This is a genomic window from Brevibacillus sp. AF8 (genome assembly GCF_021270385.1).
Taxonomy (GTDB): Bacteria; Bacillota; Bacilli; order Brevibacillales; family Brevibacillaceae; genus Brevibacillus.
This window is the reverse complement of record NZ_JAGQDN010000015.1, coordinates 34,423-48,801: the sequence shown is the minus strand read 5'-3', so window position 1 is coordinate 48,801 and position 14,379 is coordinate 34,423. Positions and strand designations below refer to the sequence as shown.

Genomic DNA, 14,379 nt, shown 5'->3' with positions numbered 1-14,379 from the left:
ATGAGCGGGAAAATCCTTTCTCCTTATTTTTAAAAAATTTATTTTCCCGTCATAAGAGGGCTTCAAAGCTATTTGTTTGAGTCAACATAGTGGAGGAGAAGAAAAAGCACAGGTCTCTTCAACTCTGACACGCCAGCGTGGGGGATTGACTGTCCGTCTCCACTTTAAAAAGAGGACCGTCGAGCCAAAGCCACCCTACGGGCGGACGTTTCTCTGAGAAGAAGTGTTCGACAAGCGTGGACCTCTTTTTAAAGTTCCGACTGGGTAGGCGTTGTCAAGGTCTGCGAGCCCTGTGCTTTTTCTTTTCACCAGCTTTCTTGGCTAATCGGTACCTTTAAAAACTTAGGAAGATCGCCCAAAAAAGAGCTCGACAGCCTGAACAAATCAGGACTGCCGAGCTCACTTGCTAACAAATCTATTCTTTTTCGAATGGGAGTACTTTAAACACGTGCAGCTAGTGCCCGGGCGAGCAACTCTACCAGCCTCTGCGCATACTCGCCAGTGGTATCCCTTACCCCTGAGAATTCCGTCACTTCCATACTTGTCACGCGCGAATCTCGCAAGACAGTTGCCAGTAATGCCTCCGCTTCGGACAGCGACAATCCTGTCTCGCTTGGGGAATAGGCCGCTGGCATCGCGTCTTTGTGCATGATATCTACGTCGAAATGAACGAGGATTTTGGCATCAGGCGGGATCGATTGGAGCATATGAGAAACTCGTTCCACGATGCTTCCCTCTGTGAGCTGAGCCAAGGTCATGACGTCAACGCCGAAAGTCTCTCCAGGCATCTGCTGGCAGCCGATGAGGCGGATTCGCTCTGCGTCCCAGCCGCTTGGCTCGATCCATTGTCCGCGATCCTGAAGCAAAAACCACAAACCCATCCCTGCCGCCCCAATACAGCGAGAAGCGGATGGCACTACTGCATCGAGATGACCGTCAAGCACGAGCAGATACGCTTTTTCCTGATACTGAGCCTGATGAGCCTGTGCTGTTGCAACGACCAAGCTGCAATCGCCGCCGAGCATCAAGACAAAGTCGTCTGTATCGAGCCACTCTTGCGCGTCCTTTTGCAGCAAATCCCAGAACATGCGCGGTGCCGGCCAGTTACGAACTGGTGGAATATTGTGGCGAGGCAAATCATCCGGAAGCTTCAGATTCCCTACGTCCTGCACGCTCAGACCACGCTGCTGCAAATGCTCGATCAATCCTGCGCTCCGCAATGCATCTGGAGCAAGCTGTGTGCCCGAAATGTAAGCCCCTGTGAAATGCGGGATACCAGCTACTTTTACTTTGATAAAAAGTCCCTCCCAAGGAAATTCATCGTATGACCATCCCTAAAAGTATATCACAGCTTCGCGTGCAGTAATTGGATGAGATCACCGACGGACGGTCGCAACCAACGATCTGGCATGGATGCTTTTTCCCCGCGCAGCAATTGGCAAGCAAGCGCATTCGGATGGACATCTGCACTTAAAAAATACACTTGGTGCACAGGCTGCGGGAGAGCGTCCATGACCTCCACACATTTGCTGACATACGTTTGCAGCGCATCCCGATAAGCGGGAGTCGTTAATGCCGCACCACACCACACATCAATTCCGGTCAACGCCTTGGCATGAGCTGCATCCAAGCTTTTGGCGAGCGAGCAGACAACGAACAGCAGCTTCTCTGGCGCCAGCTGGAACCGCTTCTGATACTGCTTGGCAAAACGGGCAAGTGTTGCATTCCAGGACGGAGTATCGTAGCTGCCGAGATCTGGGATGCATTTGAGTGCCCCGACTAGCTGCTCTTGCCTCTTTATAAACAAGAGACCGTCAATCACTTGAAACGAAAGCCCGGTCAACTGCCCAGACAAAAACTCACCCACCCGTTCATGCATGACGCGAGAGATTCGCTGCGAGGATTTGCGCTTTAGCTTTTGCCGTATGCGCACTTCTTCTTCCTCCAGGTAGACCCGTATCAGCCTGGAAAACAAATCTGCCTCCGTAGTTGGCTCTAGTATCAGGCACTCCAAACGGCTATAGGCGTCTGCCACGCTTTGGTCCCATTGCCCTTCTTTTTCTGTGCCCATCATTACCCTCCCTCACATCATTTCGGATGCGTGATCGGCCACGACCAGCACATCCATGTGTCGGACCTCCCTCAATAATCGCTGAATGACCGAACCCTCGAGAATTTCCTTCCAGCGGGTCCGCGCCGACTGCCCGATGACGACCTGCGTCGTTCCTTTTTCGTTCATATGCCAAACCAGCTTGGTGAAAACCTTGCGCCGAGAAGGGGCTTCGTATTGTTCGAAGCGACCTCCGAGCCGCTCTGTTAGTGCCTTCAGCTTCGCCAGCTGCGTCTCTTCCTCTTCTGTCAGCGACGAATGATCCTGCACGTAAGCTACATGCCAGGACGCCTTCAGCCGATAGGCAATTCGGAATCCTCGGCGAATCAATCGTTCACTGTCTGCGCGCAAATTCACACAGACAAAAATGACTTCCTGCTGCCGCCAAGGCCCGCGAAGCGTTCGTCGCTCCCACGCCTCCAAGCGTTCGTCGACGTCGTCCGCCACTTCACGCAAGGCCAACTCCCGTAGCGCGATCAAATTCCCTGTTTTGAAAAAGTTGGTCAGCGACTGCTCTACCTTTTCCATCGCGTAAATATTGCCCTCCCGCATCCGCTGACGCAGTGCTTTGGGTGAAATATCGATCAGCTCGACCTCATCTGCCTGATGCAAAATATGATCTGGTACCGTCTCTCGCACGCGGATTCCCGTGATTTGTTCGACGCTGTCGTTTAAGCTCTCCAGGTGCTGAATGTTCATCGTGGATATGACGGAAATACCCGCAGCCAAAATCTTCTCGACATCGTGGTATCGCTTCTCATAGGCACTCCCCGGCACATTCGTATGTGCCAGCTCATCCACCAGTACGACCTCCGGATTTCGCCGGATGATTTCGTCCGTATCCATTTCTTCCAACGTCACGTTTTTGTACGGAATACGCTTGCGCGGGATAAGAGGAAGTCCCCCTACCTGCTCAATGGTTTCTTTTCGTCCATGCGTTTCTAAAAGCCCAATCACCACGTCGATGCCATTTTCGGCGAGCTCGTTGCCTTCTCGGAGCATCGTGTACGTCTTGCCGACACCAGGTGCGGCTCCCACATATACTTTTAGCGTACCGCGCTTGATTTTCCCGATTTTCTGCTGCATCTCCTCATCAGAGAGTCGGCGGTACGGATTGGGCGTTACCGCTTGTTCACGCTTGGTCGGCATAACGCGCTCACCGTCCCGCTCAGAACGGTCCGCTACGATTAGGATATCAATATTTTTCGTTTGCCGAAGAATCTTATGGACGATGGAGCCATACCATATCTCTTCCCAGCGCGTACGCTTGGACTGCCCCATGACGATTCGGGTCACATTATTCTCCATCGCATAAGCGACGAGCTCGTTTGCTACGCCCTTTTCATGTGCAAGCATCTGCTCTTCAAAGGTACCTCCGACTTTGTCCACGAGCTTTCCGATGGATCTCTTAAAAGTCGCTTCTTCCTTCGTCAGTTTCTTGGATAAAGGGAGAAAACAGACGACCAAGAGCTCTCCGCCGAGCCGCTTGGCAACCTGTTGTCCTCGCCGAACCAATATCGACCCGTTCCAATGATACTGGGCAGAAACCAACACCTTCTCTGTGGCTCCGGAAGCCCCTACCATACCGTGCTTCTCTCGATAATCCTCCAAATCCTCGTTTACGCCTGTAGCTACGAACCGAAGAGCGAGTTCTCGCAGCATATGCAGATTGTCTCTGCGAAACAACGGATGCTTGGTTCGAGTCGGGTTGCGATCATCTTCTTGCAGCCTTTTCAGAATGGCTTCTGGCGTGACGTCGAGCAATTTCACCTCGTCAGCCATGGCAAGCGTATCCTCAGGTACACACTGGTCGATACGCACTTCTGCCTTCGTCAGTCGCTCCGCCATTTCTTTCATCCCCGCCAATTCGTAAATGTTGACCGTCGCAATCACACTAATATTGTGATTCAACAAATACTGAACATCGTCGAGCCGGGTTACACGCTGGGCATCTGGACGATTGCGATGAGCCAAACCGTCTACGAGAACCACTTCCGGATCACGCTCGATAATGGCTGCAACGTCCAGATCATGTCTCGCTTCCCCGAGGGAATACCAGATGATTGGCTGGATTTGCTCCAAGCCCTCCCGCTTTTGCGCCAGCTTGGGATGAGTGGCCTCGCCTGAGCCAGCTACGACCACATCAATCCCTTTTTTCTTAAGCGACTGCCCTTCCATTAGCAGGTGATAGGTTTTACCTGAACCACTGACTGCCCCCAGAATGATTTTCAGCCTGCCCCGGTGCATTCTGGAGATGGACTGCAAGATTTCCTCCGGGGACTTTCGCCGAAACTGCTCTACCATCTCGCAGCCCTCCTTCATTCTTTACTTATCCAATTCATCCAAAGCTATATTCAGCTTGACTACATTGACACGCGGCTCTCCGAATACCCCCAAGCTTCTTCCCTCTGTATTCGCTTCAATCAGAGCCTGTAGTTGTACCGTTTCGAGATTGCGCGCCTTGGCTACACGCTCCACTTGTATCTGAGCAGCTTTTGGCGAGATATGCGGATCCAGACCGGAAGCGGAGTTCGTCAACAAATCAGCCGGGATGTCTTCCTGCTTCACGCCAGGATTCGCTGCCAGAAATGCGGCGATATCTTTTTGTGTACGTTCGATCAGGGCCGGGTTGGATGGCGCGTAGTTGTTCGAGCCAGAGCCTGACGCATTGTTATCAATAGAAGAAATGCGTCCCCAGAAGTACTTCGGATCGGTGAAGGTCTGCCCAATCAGCTCGGAGCCGACTACCTTGCCGCTCGCATCGGTGATGAGACTGCCACTTGCTTGTGCAGGCATGACAACCTGTGCAACCCCTGTCATCGCCAGCGGGTAGGCAACGCCGCAAATCAGCAGCAAAACGAGGCTGAGACGCAAATTTTTCCATATCATATCGGTTCACCTGAGCTTTCTTTTTTCAATATGAGTTACACCAGATTCAATCCTACCAAAATCAAGTCTATCAGCTTGATGCCCACGAACGGGACGATAATTCCCCCCAAGCCATAGATCACCAGATTGCGGCTGAGTAGCTTCGTCGCGCTCATTGGTGTGTATTTCACACCTTTCATCGCCAGCGGAATCAGGATCGGAATAATAATCGCATTGAAGATCAACGCGGACAAAATCGCACTTTCCGGTGTAGCCAGACCCATGATGTTGAGCGCACTCATTTGTGGGATCGCCAGCATGAACATCGCAGGAATGATCGCGAAGTATTTCGCTACGTCATTGGCGATACTGAACGTCGTCAATGCACCGCGCGTCATCAAAAGCTGCTTGCCAATCGCAACGACCTCGATAATTTTGGTCGGGTCAGAATCCAAATCGACCATGTTCGCTGCTTCTTTCGCCGCTACCGTACCCGTATTCATCGCCAAACCGACATCGGCTTGTGCGAGAGCTGGCGCGTCATTCGTACCGTCACCTGTCATGGCGACCAGCTTGCCTGCCGCTTGTTCTTTGCGGATCAGCGCAATCTTGTCTTCCGGCTTGGCTTCCGCTACGAAATCGTCCACACCTGCTTCGCGGGCAATCGTCGCGGCTGTCAGCGGGTTATCTCCCGTGCACATGACCGTACGAATACCCATGCGGCGCAGCTCTTCAAAGCGTTCGCGCATCCCTGGCTTTACGGTATCTTTCAGGTAAATCAACCCGAGAATCGCATTGCCTTCTGCTACAGCCAATGGCGTGCCGCCCGCCGTTGCAATCCGGTTTGCTTTTTCATCAAAATCAGCAGGGATGTTGCCCCCTTGCTCTACCACGTATTTTTTGATGGCGTCGACGGCCCCTTTGCGGATGAGGACGCCGCTTGCCAAATTCGTCCCGCTCATTCTTGTTTCAGCGCGGAACTCCACGCCTTCGGAACCAGGCAATTCCAGTTCAGCGGGTGCCAGACCTTGTTTTTTCGCCAGCTCTACAACAGAGCGTCCTTCCGGTGTTTCGTCATGGACCGAGCTTTGTGCAGCTACTCGGTTCAATTCCGTGCTTTTGCTGTTGCCTACGGTGACAAACTCGGCAGCCATCCGGTTACCATGCGTGATCGTTCCCGTTTTATCCAAAATAATGGTGTTGATGTCACCGGATGCCTCTACGGCTTTACCAGACATAGCGATGACGTTAAACTGCGTGACCCGGTCCATACCCGCAATCCCAATCGCTGACAAGAGTCCGCCAATCGTAGTCGGAATCAAGCAAACGAGCAAAGCAATCAGTGTCGCAACTGGAATGGCTGCATTTACATAGTTGGCAATAGGCAGCAAGGTCGTGCAGACGATCAGGAAAATTAACGTCAAGCTGACCAATAGCGTATTCAACGCGATTTCATTCGGAGTCTTCTGTCTCTTCGCGCCCTCTACCAACGAAATCATGCGGTCCAAAAACGATTCGCCGGGATCAGTCGTCACACGGACACGGATGCGGTCACTGACTACACGTGTGCCTCCCGTGACAGAGCTGAAATCGCCACCTGCTTCTTTAATGACCGGAGCAGATTCACCCGTAATTGCTGATTCGTCCACAGAGGCGACACCCTCGACGATTTCCCCGTCGGATGGAATCAGCTCGCCTGCTTCCACGATCACCAGATCGCCTTTTCGCAGTTCTGTGGAACTGACGACTTGAATGCGACCATCTTTCCCCACTTTTTTTGCTTGCGTGTCCTGCTTCGTTTTTTTCAAGCTCTCTGCCTGTGCTTTGCCGCGACCTTCTGCCAAGGCTTCTGCGAAGTTGGCGAACAGAATCGTCACGAACAGGATCAAGCTGACGACACCGTTGTAAAACGGGTCCGAAGCTCCCCCAAACAAATTGGGCACAAACGTCAAGAGAAGCGTAATGAAGAACCCGATCTCTACCACGAACATGACTGGATTTTTCATCATCACACGCGGGTCCAGTTTTTTGAAAGACTCGACAAAGGCCCGCTGGTACAAATCTTTAGGAAGCGCAACCGTGCGCGTTCTACTCATGGAAAATTACTCCTTTGCCTCTAGTATTCATGTTCAAATCAATGTTCAAAAAGTCAGCTTTTGAACTTCCCCTTATCATCGGATTGTGAGCCACTCGGCGATTGGGCCAAGAGCAAGCACAGGCAGGAATGTCAGTGCGCCTACGATCACCACAGTCGCAATCAAAATCACCGTGAATACACTATTGTCTGTGCGCAGCGTACCCATCGTTTCCGGTACCGGCGTTTTTGCGAGCAAGGAGCCTGCTACCGCCAGCATCGTAATGATCGAGACGTATCGACCGAACAGCATGACGAGTCCGGTAGAAATGTTCCAGAATGGCGTGTTGTCGCCCAATCCTTCAAAACCGGAACCGTTGTTGGCTGCCGAAGAAGTGTACTCGTACAACACTTGTGAAATACCATGGAAGCCTGGGTTCGACACTGCGGACGATCCCATTTCAGTTGCCAATGCAATAGCGGTTGGCGCCAAAATAATCAGGGGATGAACGAGAATCGCGATGGCGATCAGCTTCATCTCTTTCCCTTCGATCTTGCGTCCAAGGAATTCAGGCGTACGCCCTACCATCAAGCCCGCCAAGAATACAGCCAAAATCGCATACATCAAAATGTTAATCGTTCCGACGCCATCTCCGCCGAATACGCAGTTGAGCATCATTTCACCGAGCGGAACCAAGCCGCCAAGTGGTGTCAATGTATCATGCATGTTGTTCACAGTTCCTGTCGTTGCCGCTGTTGTCACGGCGGTGAACAAGGCGCTTTGTGCGATACCAAAACGGACTTCTTTTCCTTCCATGCTGCCCATTTCTTGTGACAGGCCAGCCCGTTCCAGCGCCGGGTTGCCGTTTCCTTCATTGGCATACGCCGTAATCAGAAACGCCAGGAACATCACGAACATCGCTCCAAAAATAACCCAGCCTTGCTTGCGGCTCTTCGCCATGAAGCCGAACGCGAATGGCAGTGCCGCCGGGATCAAGAACATCGACAAAATTTCGATCACGTTTGTTAGCGGTGTCGGGTTTTCAAACGGATGCGAAGAGTTTACTCCGAAGAATCCTCCCCCGTTTGTTCCCAAATGCTTAATCGATACCAGTGAAGCAACGGGACCGCGAGCGATTTGTTGCTCCGTTCCGCTAATCGTTGTTGCTGTCGCTGTCGGCTCCATCGTCTGCGGCACGCCTTGGGACACCAAGAGCAGTGTCACAACAATTGCCAGTGGAATCAACACCCGTGTATGAGCACGCACCAGGTCAACGTAGTAGTTACCGATGCTACGCTGCCCTGTCAGCCCGCGCATGAAAGCCATTACGACCGCGATCCCTGTCGCTGGTGTCGTAAACATCAGGTAAATAATGACCAGCATCTGCGATAGATACGACAATCCGCTCTCCCCGCTGTAATGCTGAAGATTCGTATTCGTCAAAAAGCTGACGGCTGTGTTAAAGGAAAGCAACGGCTCCATCGCCGCAATTCCACTCGGGTTTCCAGGTAACATCCCTTGCAAACGAAGCAAGAGATACGCAATCGCCACCATTGAAATGTTGCTGACCAGAACAGCCATTGCGTACTGCTTCCAGGTCATATCTGCTACGCGAATGCCAGACAGCTTGTATATCGCTTTTTCCAACCCGCCAAAAACACGGTCCAATCGGGTCGTCTCCAGCGAAAAGGAGCGTGCCAAATATTTTCCCATCGGTATGGCGAGCACGAAAAGCACCACCAAAACCAGCGCTATTTGTATAAAGTCCACGACAGTTCCTCCTACTTCCTCTAAAAAATGGTTCCAAATAAACGAATGATCCGGGTAACCCCTAGTATTTTTCCGGGTAAATCAATGCGTGGCACAGGTACATCGCAAGCCCTGCCATAATCAAAAGCAACCAGATCATTTCTCTTTCCCTCCCTGTTCTCTTACTACGGCGTCACAAAATTTGATGAGTGCAAAAAATACACCGAATGAAAGCGCCAAGAGCAGTATGGAAACCACGTCCATGCCATGTCCCTCCTTTTTTGTTGTACTAACTATTCCGTGAAGTCTGGCCGACTCGTCTCTCTCGCTTCCCCTGTACAGGCTTCCTTTTTTGAAAAAAACCTGCCATTTGGGAAAAAAATAGACCAATGCTTACGATTTCCCCGAAAGACCGCCGCATTTGACCGAGCTGAAGATGAACAGACGAACGAAGTCGCCCGCATCCCGCGGCAAATAAAACGATCCTTTGTATCGGAGAAAAAGTACTCATTGGTCTACCTAACGCCCAGCCGACTTGAAGTTGCCTTCTTTGCGTTTTGTCTCCCGTTTCCTTTTTCCGAAAACAGCTATTTACTTGTGAGTAAAACGGTCATTGGCCGTTTTTGAGCAAAACGAAAAGACCTGCGTAACGTTTCGAGTCAACCCTTGTTGTCCCTCAATGGATAACAAAAAGGCCTCCTCAAACAGGCGGTCTTTAGACCTCCCTCGCTTTAGCCGACGAAGTTAGCTGACGGGTAGGATGGCGAAAGAGTTTCTCATCCCTCCCACGATTCATGCGTGGGATTAACCCCTACTGATTGGGTCCTCCGTTCCCGAGTGCCTCGGGATTTGGCCATATTTTGCAATTGTTGGTTACGAATCTCATTATACGTCCGGCATAATCGGATGTTAATGTCCTATTTCAGTCTTTTTCACACGATTTTTGCATTCTTTATCCGTGTAAGCGATTTAAACCTATCAGGCCTCATCCGATCATGATATTTCATCGTTTCTCTTCCGTTTTCACATTATCAGCCTATTTGTTTGACAGCCTCTGGACAGCTGAGTAATATTAGGCACAATGATAATTATGGGAGGTATGGCGTTTGGCCATCTCTAACAAAAAAAAGCTGGAAGCTGAAATCAGCGAAGCATTCATAAAATTTCAACGCGAACTAATTGGACGAGGTCCGCAGGAAGCCAAGACCTACATCGTCGGTGATATGGTCATCGCCAGGTTCAAGGGTGTTCTTACCGTCGAAGAAAAGCATCTGTCCAGTCACGATAAAGGTCGCCGCATCGTCAAAGAAATGCGCGAGGTTCTCCGTGAAATGTACAGTGAAGAATCGGAAGAAATCGTAGAAAAGCTGACAACCTGCAAGGTACTATCGAGTCATAGCGACATCAGCACGAAAATGGGTGAACGGATCGAGGTTTATGTATTGGACAAGGACCTCGAAAAAATGTTGGGCTAAATTTTCACGAAAACAAGGCTCCGCCTCATTTGCAGGCGGAGCCTTTTCTATTTCTCTCTTAGCCACTCATCTGTTCGGCCAACCAGCCGTAGCCTTTATACCCGGGCTGACTCACGATGACGTGATTCGCCCCGAGCGCCTTGTATAACATCGCGTTCCGATGCTCCTGCGTCATCACAAAAATCCGGCAGGTGCCCAGCTGCTTGAACAGTGTAACGAAGTCGCGTCCCTCCGCCCACTCATCGGGAAAGATGTAGACGGATTGGTATATCAGCAAGGATTCCTGATCGCGGTAGCACTCGTCAAATGAGATGGGCAAAAAACGCTGAATCGTCTTATCTCCAGACCCCGCTTTCAATGAAAAGGCACCTGGATTCCTTCCCCAAAACGCAGGCAAACTGTCACAGCATAGTGTCTGGACAAAAGAAGTGAAAGCTTCCCCCTTGCCTAATACGAGATAATGCTTCATAGCAGCACCTCCCCTTCCCTTATTGGAGATCCTCAATGGACGAGATGTTCATGTACGAAGGAACCACGAGTCCGATTTTGGTTCCGTCGAGATTCGGACCCAAATCCTCGATTTGCCCACCGAATTTTTTCAAATAGCTCGTATCTGTAGACGGCAGCCACGCCGCAACCATCCCATCTACATCCCCAATGGCCACACCTGCCCACATCGGTCCAGTCTGCACCTGACTCAACTCGACTTCATACCCCAGCTTCTGCTCAAGCACATGCTCTACGACGTGCGAGCTGGCAATCTCGGAATCCCATGCTACATAAGCGAGAGTCAGCTTCTCTTTTTGGACAGGCTGTATGCCCTCCACCCATTTCGCTACTTTGACTTCATTGTTTTTTATCCATTCCGCAGCGGCCACTTCCGGATCTTTTCCGTCAATCATTTGAACCATGACCGACTCCATATCGGCTGGCTCCCACCAGAACTTATCCAGAAATTGATAGGCAGCAGGCTGATCCTCTTTCAGCCCTTTGCGCACGATGGTATGGATTTGTTCCGCTCCGCCAAAGCCGTTCTTTGGGTCCGCCAAGTATTTCAAATCCATCTTTTTAAACATCCAGTGCGGCGTCCAGCCCGTTATGATAATTGGTTCCTTCGCTTCGTACGCCTTGATCAAAGCTGCTGTCATAGCGGCATCTGAGCCTTCGACAAGCTGCCATTTATCCAAGCCATACAGGTTCATGACTTCCTCTGTCTTTACCATCGAGCCTGCTCCTGCGTCGATTCCGATGATTTTGTAGTCGAGCTTTTCTCCTAGCGCGTTGTCCGACGTCTCAGAAGGAATCGGACCGACCACCGTTGCTGTCGGTATTTGTGTGTTTGTGTTTTGACTAGAGCATCCTGCGAGCCAAGCTGTCGCTCCCATCATGACTGCCAATATAGCTGGAATCATTTTGTTCATCATGTATTTCTCTCCTTTTTTCCTGCATGTTGGGTAAGTCGATCCAAGACGATAGCGATGATCACGATGGATAGCCCCGCCTCGAATCCTCTTCCTATATCCACTTGCGATACGGCGCGATATACGTCTGCACCCAAGCCTTTCGCCCCGATCATAGCCGCTATGACCACCATCGACAGGGCGAGCATGATGCACTGATTGACTCCCGCCAAGATCGTCGATTTCGCGTATGGCAGTTGTACTTTCACGAGCTTTTGCCACCCAGTTGCGCCAAAGGCGTCCGCCGCTTCCTCCATTTCCGCTGGGACCTGACGTATGCCTAAGTTCGTGAGACGCACGATTGGCGGCAAAGCAAAAATAACGGAGGCAATAACTCCCGGCACCTCGCCCAAACCGAAGAAAAAGATCGCGGGAATCAAATAAACGAACGCGGGCATCGTCTGCATCAAATCCAGTACTGGCGTAACCAGATTGCGAAACGTATCGTGTCTCGCGCAAAGAATGCCCACCGGAATCCCGATGACGATCGAAATCATGGTAGCAGTGAGGACGAGTCCCAATGTCTCCATCGTTTCATCCCAGTACCCCAAGTTGTGGATGAGAGAAAGTCCAACAACCGTAAAGACCATGGACGCTCTCCCTGCAAAAACCCACGCAGCGGCCCCCAGCAACAAGATGAGAATCAGCGAAGGTATCTCTGCCAAAACCGTAGAACAGTAAGTCACCATCGTGGAAATGACGATAGCCACCGGATCAAACAATACCCCTTTGTACTGGCCCAGCACCTCCACGAACCCTTCCATCCAACTGCCAATCGGTAGCTTAGGCACGACGTCCATCACTCATCACCTCTGCTCTCTGATGCTCTTGTACATTGACTTTGCCTACCAGCCCGCCTAGCACCGCTCCTTTTACGATGACACCCAATAATCGCTGCTGGTCGCCCACTACCGCAATCGGGACGTGCAGGTCTGCCATCATCGGGAACAAGCTGTGCAGACGTGCGTCAGGCGAAACGGTAGGGAGGTCGGTTTTCATGATTGCCTCCAGCGAATCTCCCGTACCAATCGCAAGTGATACGTCATACGCCGTAATCAAGCCAAGCAGTGTGCGCTTTTTGTCCACGACGTACAAGCTGGACACGCCATTATCCATCATGAGTTGCAGCGCCACTCGGGCCCCTTTGTCAGGCGTGATTGCTTCTGCCCGTTTCATCACATTTTCAGCAACGAGCACCCTGGACAGGTCGGCATCCTCCACGAACTTCCGCACGAATTCATCCGCTGGGTCTGCCATAATTTCTTCCGGGCGGCCGATCTGAATGATCTGCCCGTCTTTCATAAAGGCAATCCGATCGCCCAGTCGCAACGCCTCATGCAAGTCATGTGTAATGAACAGGATCGTCTTTTTCATCGTCATCTGGAGCTCCAGCAGCTCATCCTGCATATCTTTTCGAATGAGTGGGTCCAGTGCACTGAACGCTTCGTCCATCAAGAGAATATCTGGATTATTAGCCAACGCCCGCGCCAGACCGACCCGCTGGCGCATCCCTCCGCTCAATTGATCCGGGTGCGCATTTTCCCACTCGGTTAATCCAACGAGCGCAAGTGCTTCCCGTGCTCTTTCTTGCCGGAGTCCTGGCGGTACTTGCTGAATCTCCAAACCAAACTCCACGTTTTCTCGTACCGACCGCTGCGGAAACAGGGCGAAATTTTGAAAAACCATCCCGAGCTTCTTCCTCCGCACCTCACGCAAAGCTGCTGCCTTCATGTCCACGATCTCTTCCCCATCGATCTCGATGCTTCCGCTCGTTGGGTCAATCAGTCGATTACACAGTCGGATTAAGGTGGACTTGCCGCTGCCTGACAGGCCCATAATGACAAAGATTTCACCTTCCTCGACTTCAAAGCTGACCTGATTGACACCGATGGACTGGCCAGTTTGCTTGTAAATTTGTTCTTTTGTCCGTCCTTCCGCCAGCAGCTTCAAGGCCAGTTCGGGCTGCTTGCCGAACACTTTTGTGAGTTGGTGGACTTTCATTTTGGACATGATATCCCTCATCCTTCGTTTTTTCGTAAATGTAAAAAGCCCGCGAAGTTTCGACACTCCAGCAAAACCAAGCAGGCACGCTTGAGTTTACTCGTGTTGAAAATCCGCAGGCTTACGTAATACCTGGCGTCCATTTTCAGGACTCCCTGTACTCTGTCTTCCTGATTTCGATTGTCAGCGGTTTATGTCGTACCGACTGCCTCTCAGCGATCCACACCATTCCCTTCACGTTGTATCGGCGTAAGCTGCTCGTCGGTATTTCCATAAAAAATAGGCCGATCCATTCTTTTTCTCCAGAACAAAGGTCCCAAAGAAAAAGCCTGTATCGACCTATCACACGCCCGCAAGGAATCCCCTTGTTGCGCATTATATGCCTAGACTTTATCCATTCATGACCTTCCCTGCTTTGGCCGACGAGGTTAGCTGACGGGTAGGATGGCAGAGAAGACATTTCCTCATCCCTCCTGATCACTCAGGATTAACCCCAAAAGATTGGTTCCCCCGCTTCCGAGAATATCGGAACTAGGCCGTATTGTGTTTTGTTGCTTATTTGATCGTGATTGTGACTTTGATTATACGCTCGCTTCCAGTTATTGTGAACGTTCATTTTCGTTGAATCAAACAGAATAGCG

11 protein-coding genes and 2 riboswitches are annotated in these 14,379 nt (G+C 51.1%); of the genes, 1 reads left to right on the top strand and 10 read right to left on the bottom strand.

Going from position 1 to position 14,379, the window contains the following annotated elements; translation table 11 throughout:
• Positions 1-440: 440 nt before the first annotated feature.
• The 6 genes from KB186_RS18765 to kdpA form a co-directional block, all read right to left on the bottom strand.
• Positions 441-1,295: an arginase family protein gene (locus tag KB186_RS18765; protein WP_173611955.1), complete on the bottom strand. Its 855-nt coding sequence runs from the start codon at positions 1,293-1,295 to the stop codon at positions 441-443.
• A 50-nt stretch (positions 1,296-1,345) separates the two neighbouring features.
• The gene (locus tag KB186_RS18760) at positions 1,346-2,071 is read right to left on the bottom strand and encodes a hypothetical protein (RefSeq protein WP_173611954.1); all 726 of its coding nucleotides are present in this window, start codon (positions 2,069-2,071) and stop codon (positions 1,346-1,348) included.
• A 12-nt stretch (positions 2,072-2,083) separates the two neighbouring features.
• Complete coding sequence (locus tag KB186_RS18755; RefSeq protein ID WP_221866676.1) at positions 2,084-4,414, bottom strand: histidine kinase; 2,331 nt, start codon at positions 4,412-4,414, stop codon at positions 2,084-2,086.
• A gap of 21 nt (positions 4,415-4,435) precedes the next feature.
• Positions 4,436-4,999, bottom strand: coding sequence for a potassium-transporting ATPase subunit KdpC (kdpC, locus tag KB186_RS18750; RefSeq protein ID WP_232774151.1), 564 nt, complete (start codon positions 4,997-4,999; stop codon positions 4,436-4,438).
• A 35-nt stretch (positions 5,000-5,034) separates the two neighbouring features.
• Positions 5,035-7,074: a potassium-transporting ATPase subunit KdpB gene (gene kdpB, locus KB186_RS18745; protein WP_232774150.1), complete on the bottom strand. Its 2,040-nt coding sequence runs from the start codon at positions 7,072-7,074 to the stop codon at positions 5,035-5,037.
• Between the two features lie 75 nt (positions 7,075-7,149).
• Positions 7,150-8,823, bottom strand: a complete 1,674-nt coding sequence (gene kdpA, locus KB186_RS18740) for a potassium-transporting ATPase subunit KdpA (RefSeq protein WP_232774149.1) — start codon at positions 8,821-8,823, stop codon at positions 7,150-7,152.
• 697 nt (positions 8,824-9,520) lie between these two features.
• Positions 9,521-9,667: riboswitch (cyclic di-AMP (ydaO/yuaA leader) on the bottom strand.
• A 241-nt stretch (positions 9,668-9,908) separates the two neighbouring features.
• On the opposite strand from kdpA, the gene KB186_RS18735 reads away from it, so the two are divergent.
• On the top strand, positions 9,909-10,277 hold the full coding sequence (locus tag KB186_RS18735; protein WP_064202541.1) for a Na-translocating system protein MpsC family protein: 369 nt from the start codon (positions 9,909-9,911) through the stop codon (positions 10,275-10,277).
• Positions 10,278-10,335: 58 nt separating this feature from the next.
• Here KB186_RS18735 and KB186_RS18730 read toward each other — a convergent pair whose 3' ends face one another.
• The 4 genes from KB186_RS18730 to KB186_RS18715 are packed head-to-tail and all read right to left on the bottom strand — an operon-like array spanning position 10,336 to position 13,747.
• The gene (locus tag KB186_RS18730) at positions 10,336-10,746 is read right to left on the bottom strand and encodes a hypothetical protein (protein ID WP_173611829.1); all 411 of its coding nucleotides are present in this window, start codon (positions 10,744-10,746) and stop codon (positions 10,336-10,338) included.
• A gap of 19 nt (positions 10,747-10,765) precedes the next feature.
• Positions 10,766-11,701, bottom strand: a complete 936-nt coding sequence (locus KB186_RS18725; RefSeq protein WP_232774148.1) for a glycine betaine ABC transporter substrate-binding protein — start codon at positions 11,699-11,701, stop codon at positions 10,766-10,768.
• Positions 11,698-12,537, bottom strand: a complete 840-nt coding sequence (locus KB186_RS18720) for an ABC transporter permease (RefSeq protein WP_221866684.1) — start codon at positions 12,535-12,537, stop codon at positions 11,698-11,700. The genes KB186_RS18725 and KB186_RS18720 overlap by 4 nt, the downstream gene beginning before the upstream one ends.
• A complete protein-coding gene (locus KB186_RS18715) occupies positions 12,521-13,747 on the bottom strand; it encodes a quaternary amine ABC transporter ATP-binding protein (RefSeq protein ID WP_221866685.1) in 1,227 nt (408 codons plus the stop codon). Before KB186_RS18715 ends, KB186_RS18720 begins: the two co-directional genes overlap by 17 nt.
• Positions 13,748-14,139: 392 nt before the next feature.
• Positions 14,140-14,286, bottom strand: a riboswitch (cyclic di-AMP (ydaO/yuaA leader).
• Positions 14,287-14,379 lie beyond the last annotated feature (93 nt).

Bases quoted from the DNA above. Each gene is read 5' to 3' on its own strand.
- KB186_RS18760 (WP_173611954.1), bottom strand. From the start codon at position 2,071: ATGGGCACAGAAAAAGAAGGGCAATGGGACCAAAGCGTGGCAGACGCC.
- KB186_RS18715 (WP_221866685.1), bottom strand. From the start codon at position 13,747: ATGTCCAAAATGAAAGTCCACCAACTCACAAAAGTGTTCGGCAAGCAG.
- KB186_RS18720 (WP_221866684.1), bottom strand. From the start codon at position 12,537: ATGGACGTCGTGCCTAAGCTACCGATTGGCAGTTGGATGGAAGGGTTC.
- KB186_RS18730 (WP_173611829.1), bottom strand. From the start codon at position 10,746: ATGAAGCATTATCTCGTATTAGGCAAGGGGGAAGCTTTCACTTCTTTT.
- kdpC (WP_232774151.1), bottom strand. From the start codon at position 4,999: ATGATATGGAAAAATTTGCGTCTCAGCCTCGTTTTGCTGCTGATTTGC.
- KB186_RS18755 (WP_221866676.1), bottom strand. From the start codon at position 4,414: ATGGTAGAGCAGTTTCGGCGAAAGTCCCCGGAGGAAATCTTGCAGTCC.
- KB186_RS18725 (WP_232774148.1), bottom strand. From the start codon at position 11,701: ATGATGAACAAAATGATTCCAGCTATATTGGCAGTCATGATGGGAGCG.
- kdpB (WP_232774150.1), bottom strand. From the start codon at position 7,074: ATGAGTAGAACGCGCACGGTTGCGCTTCCTAAAGATTTGTACCAGCGG.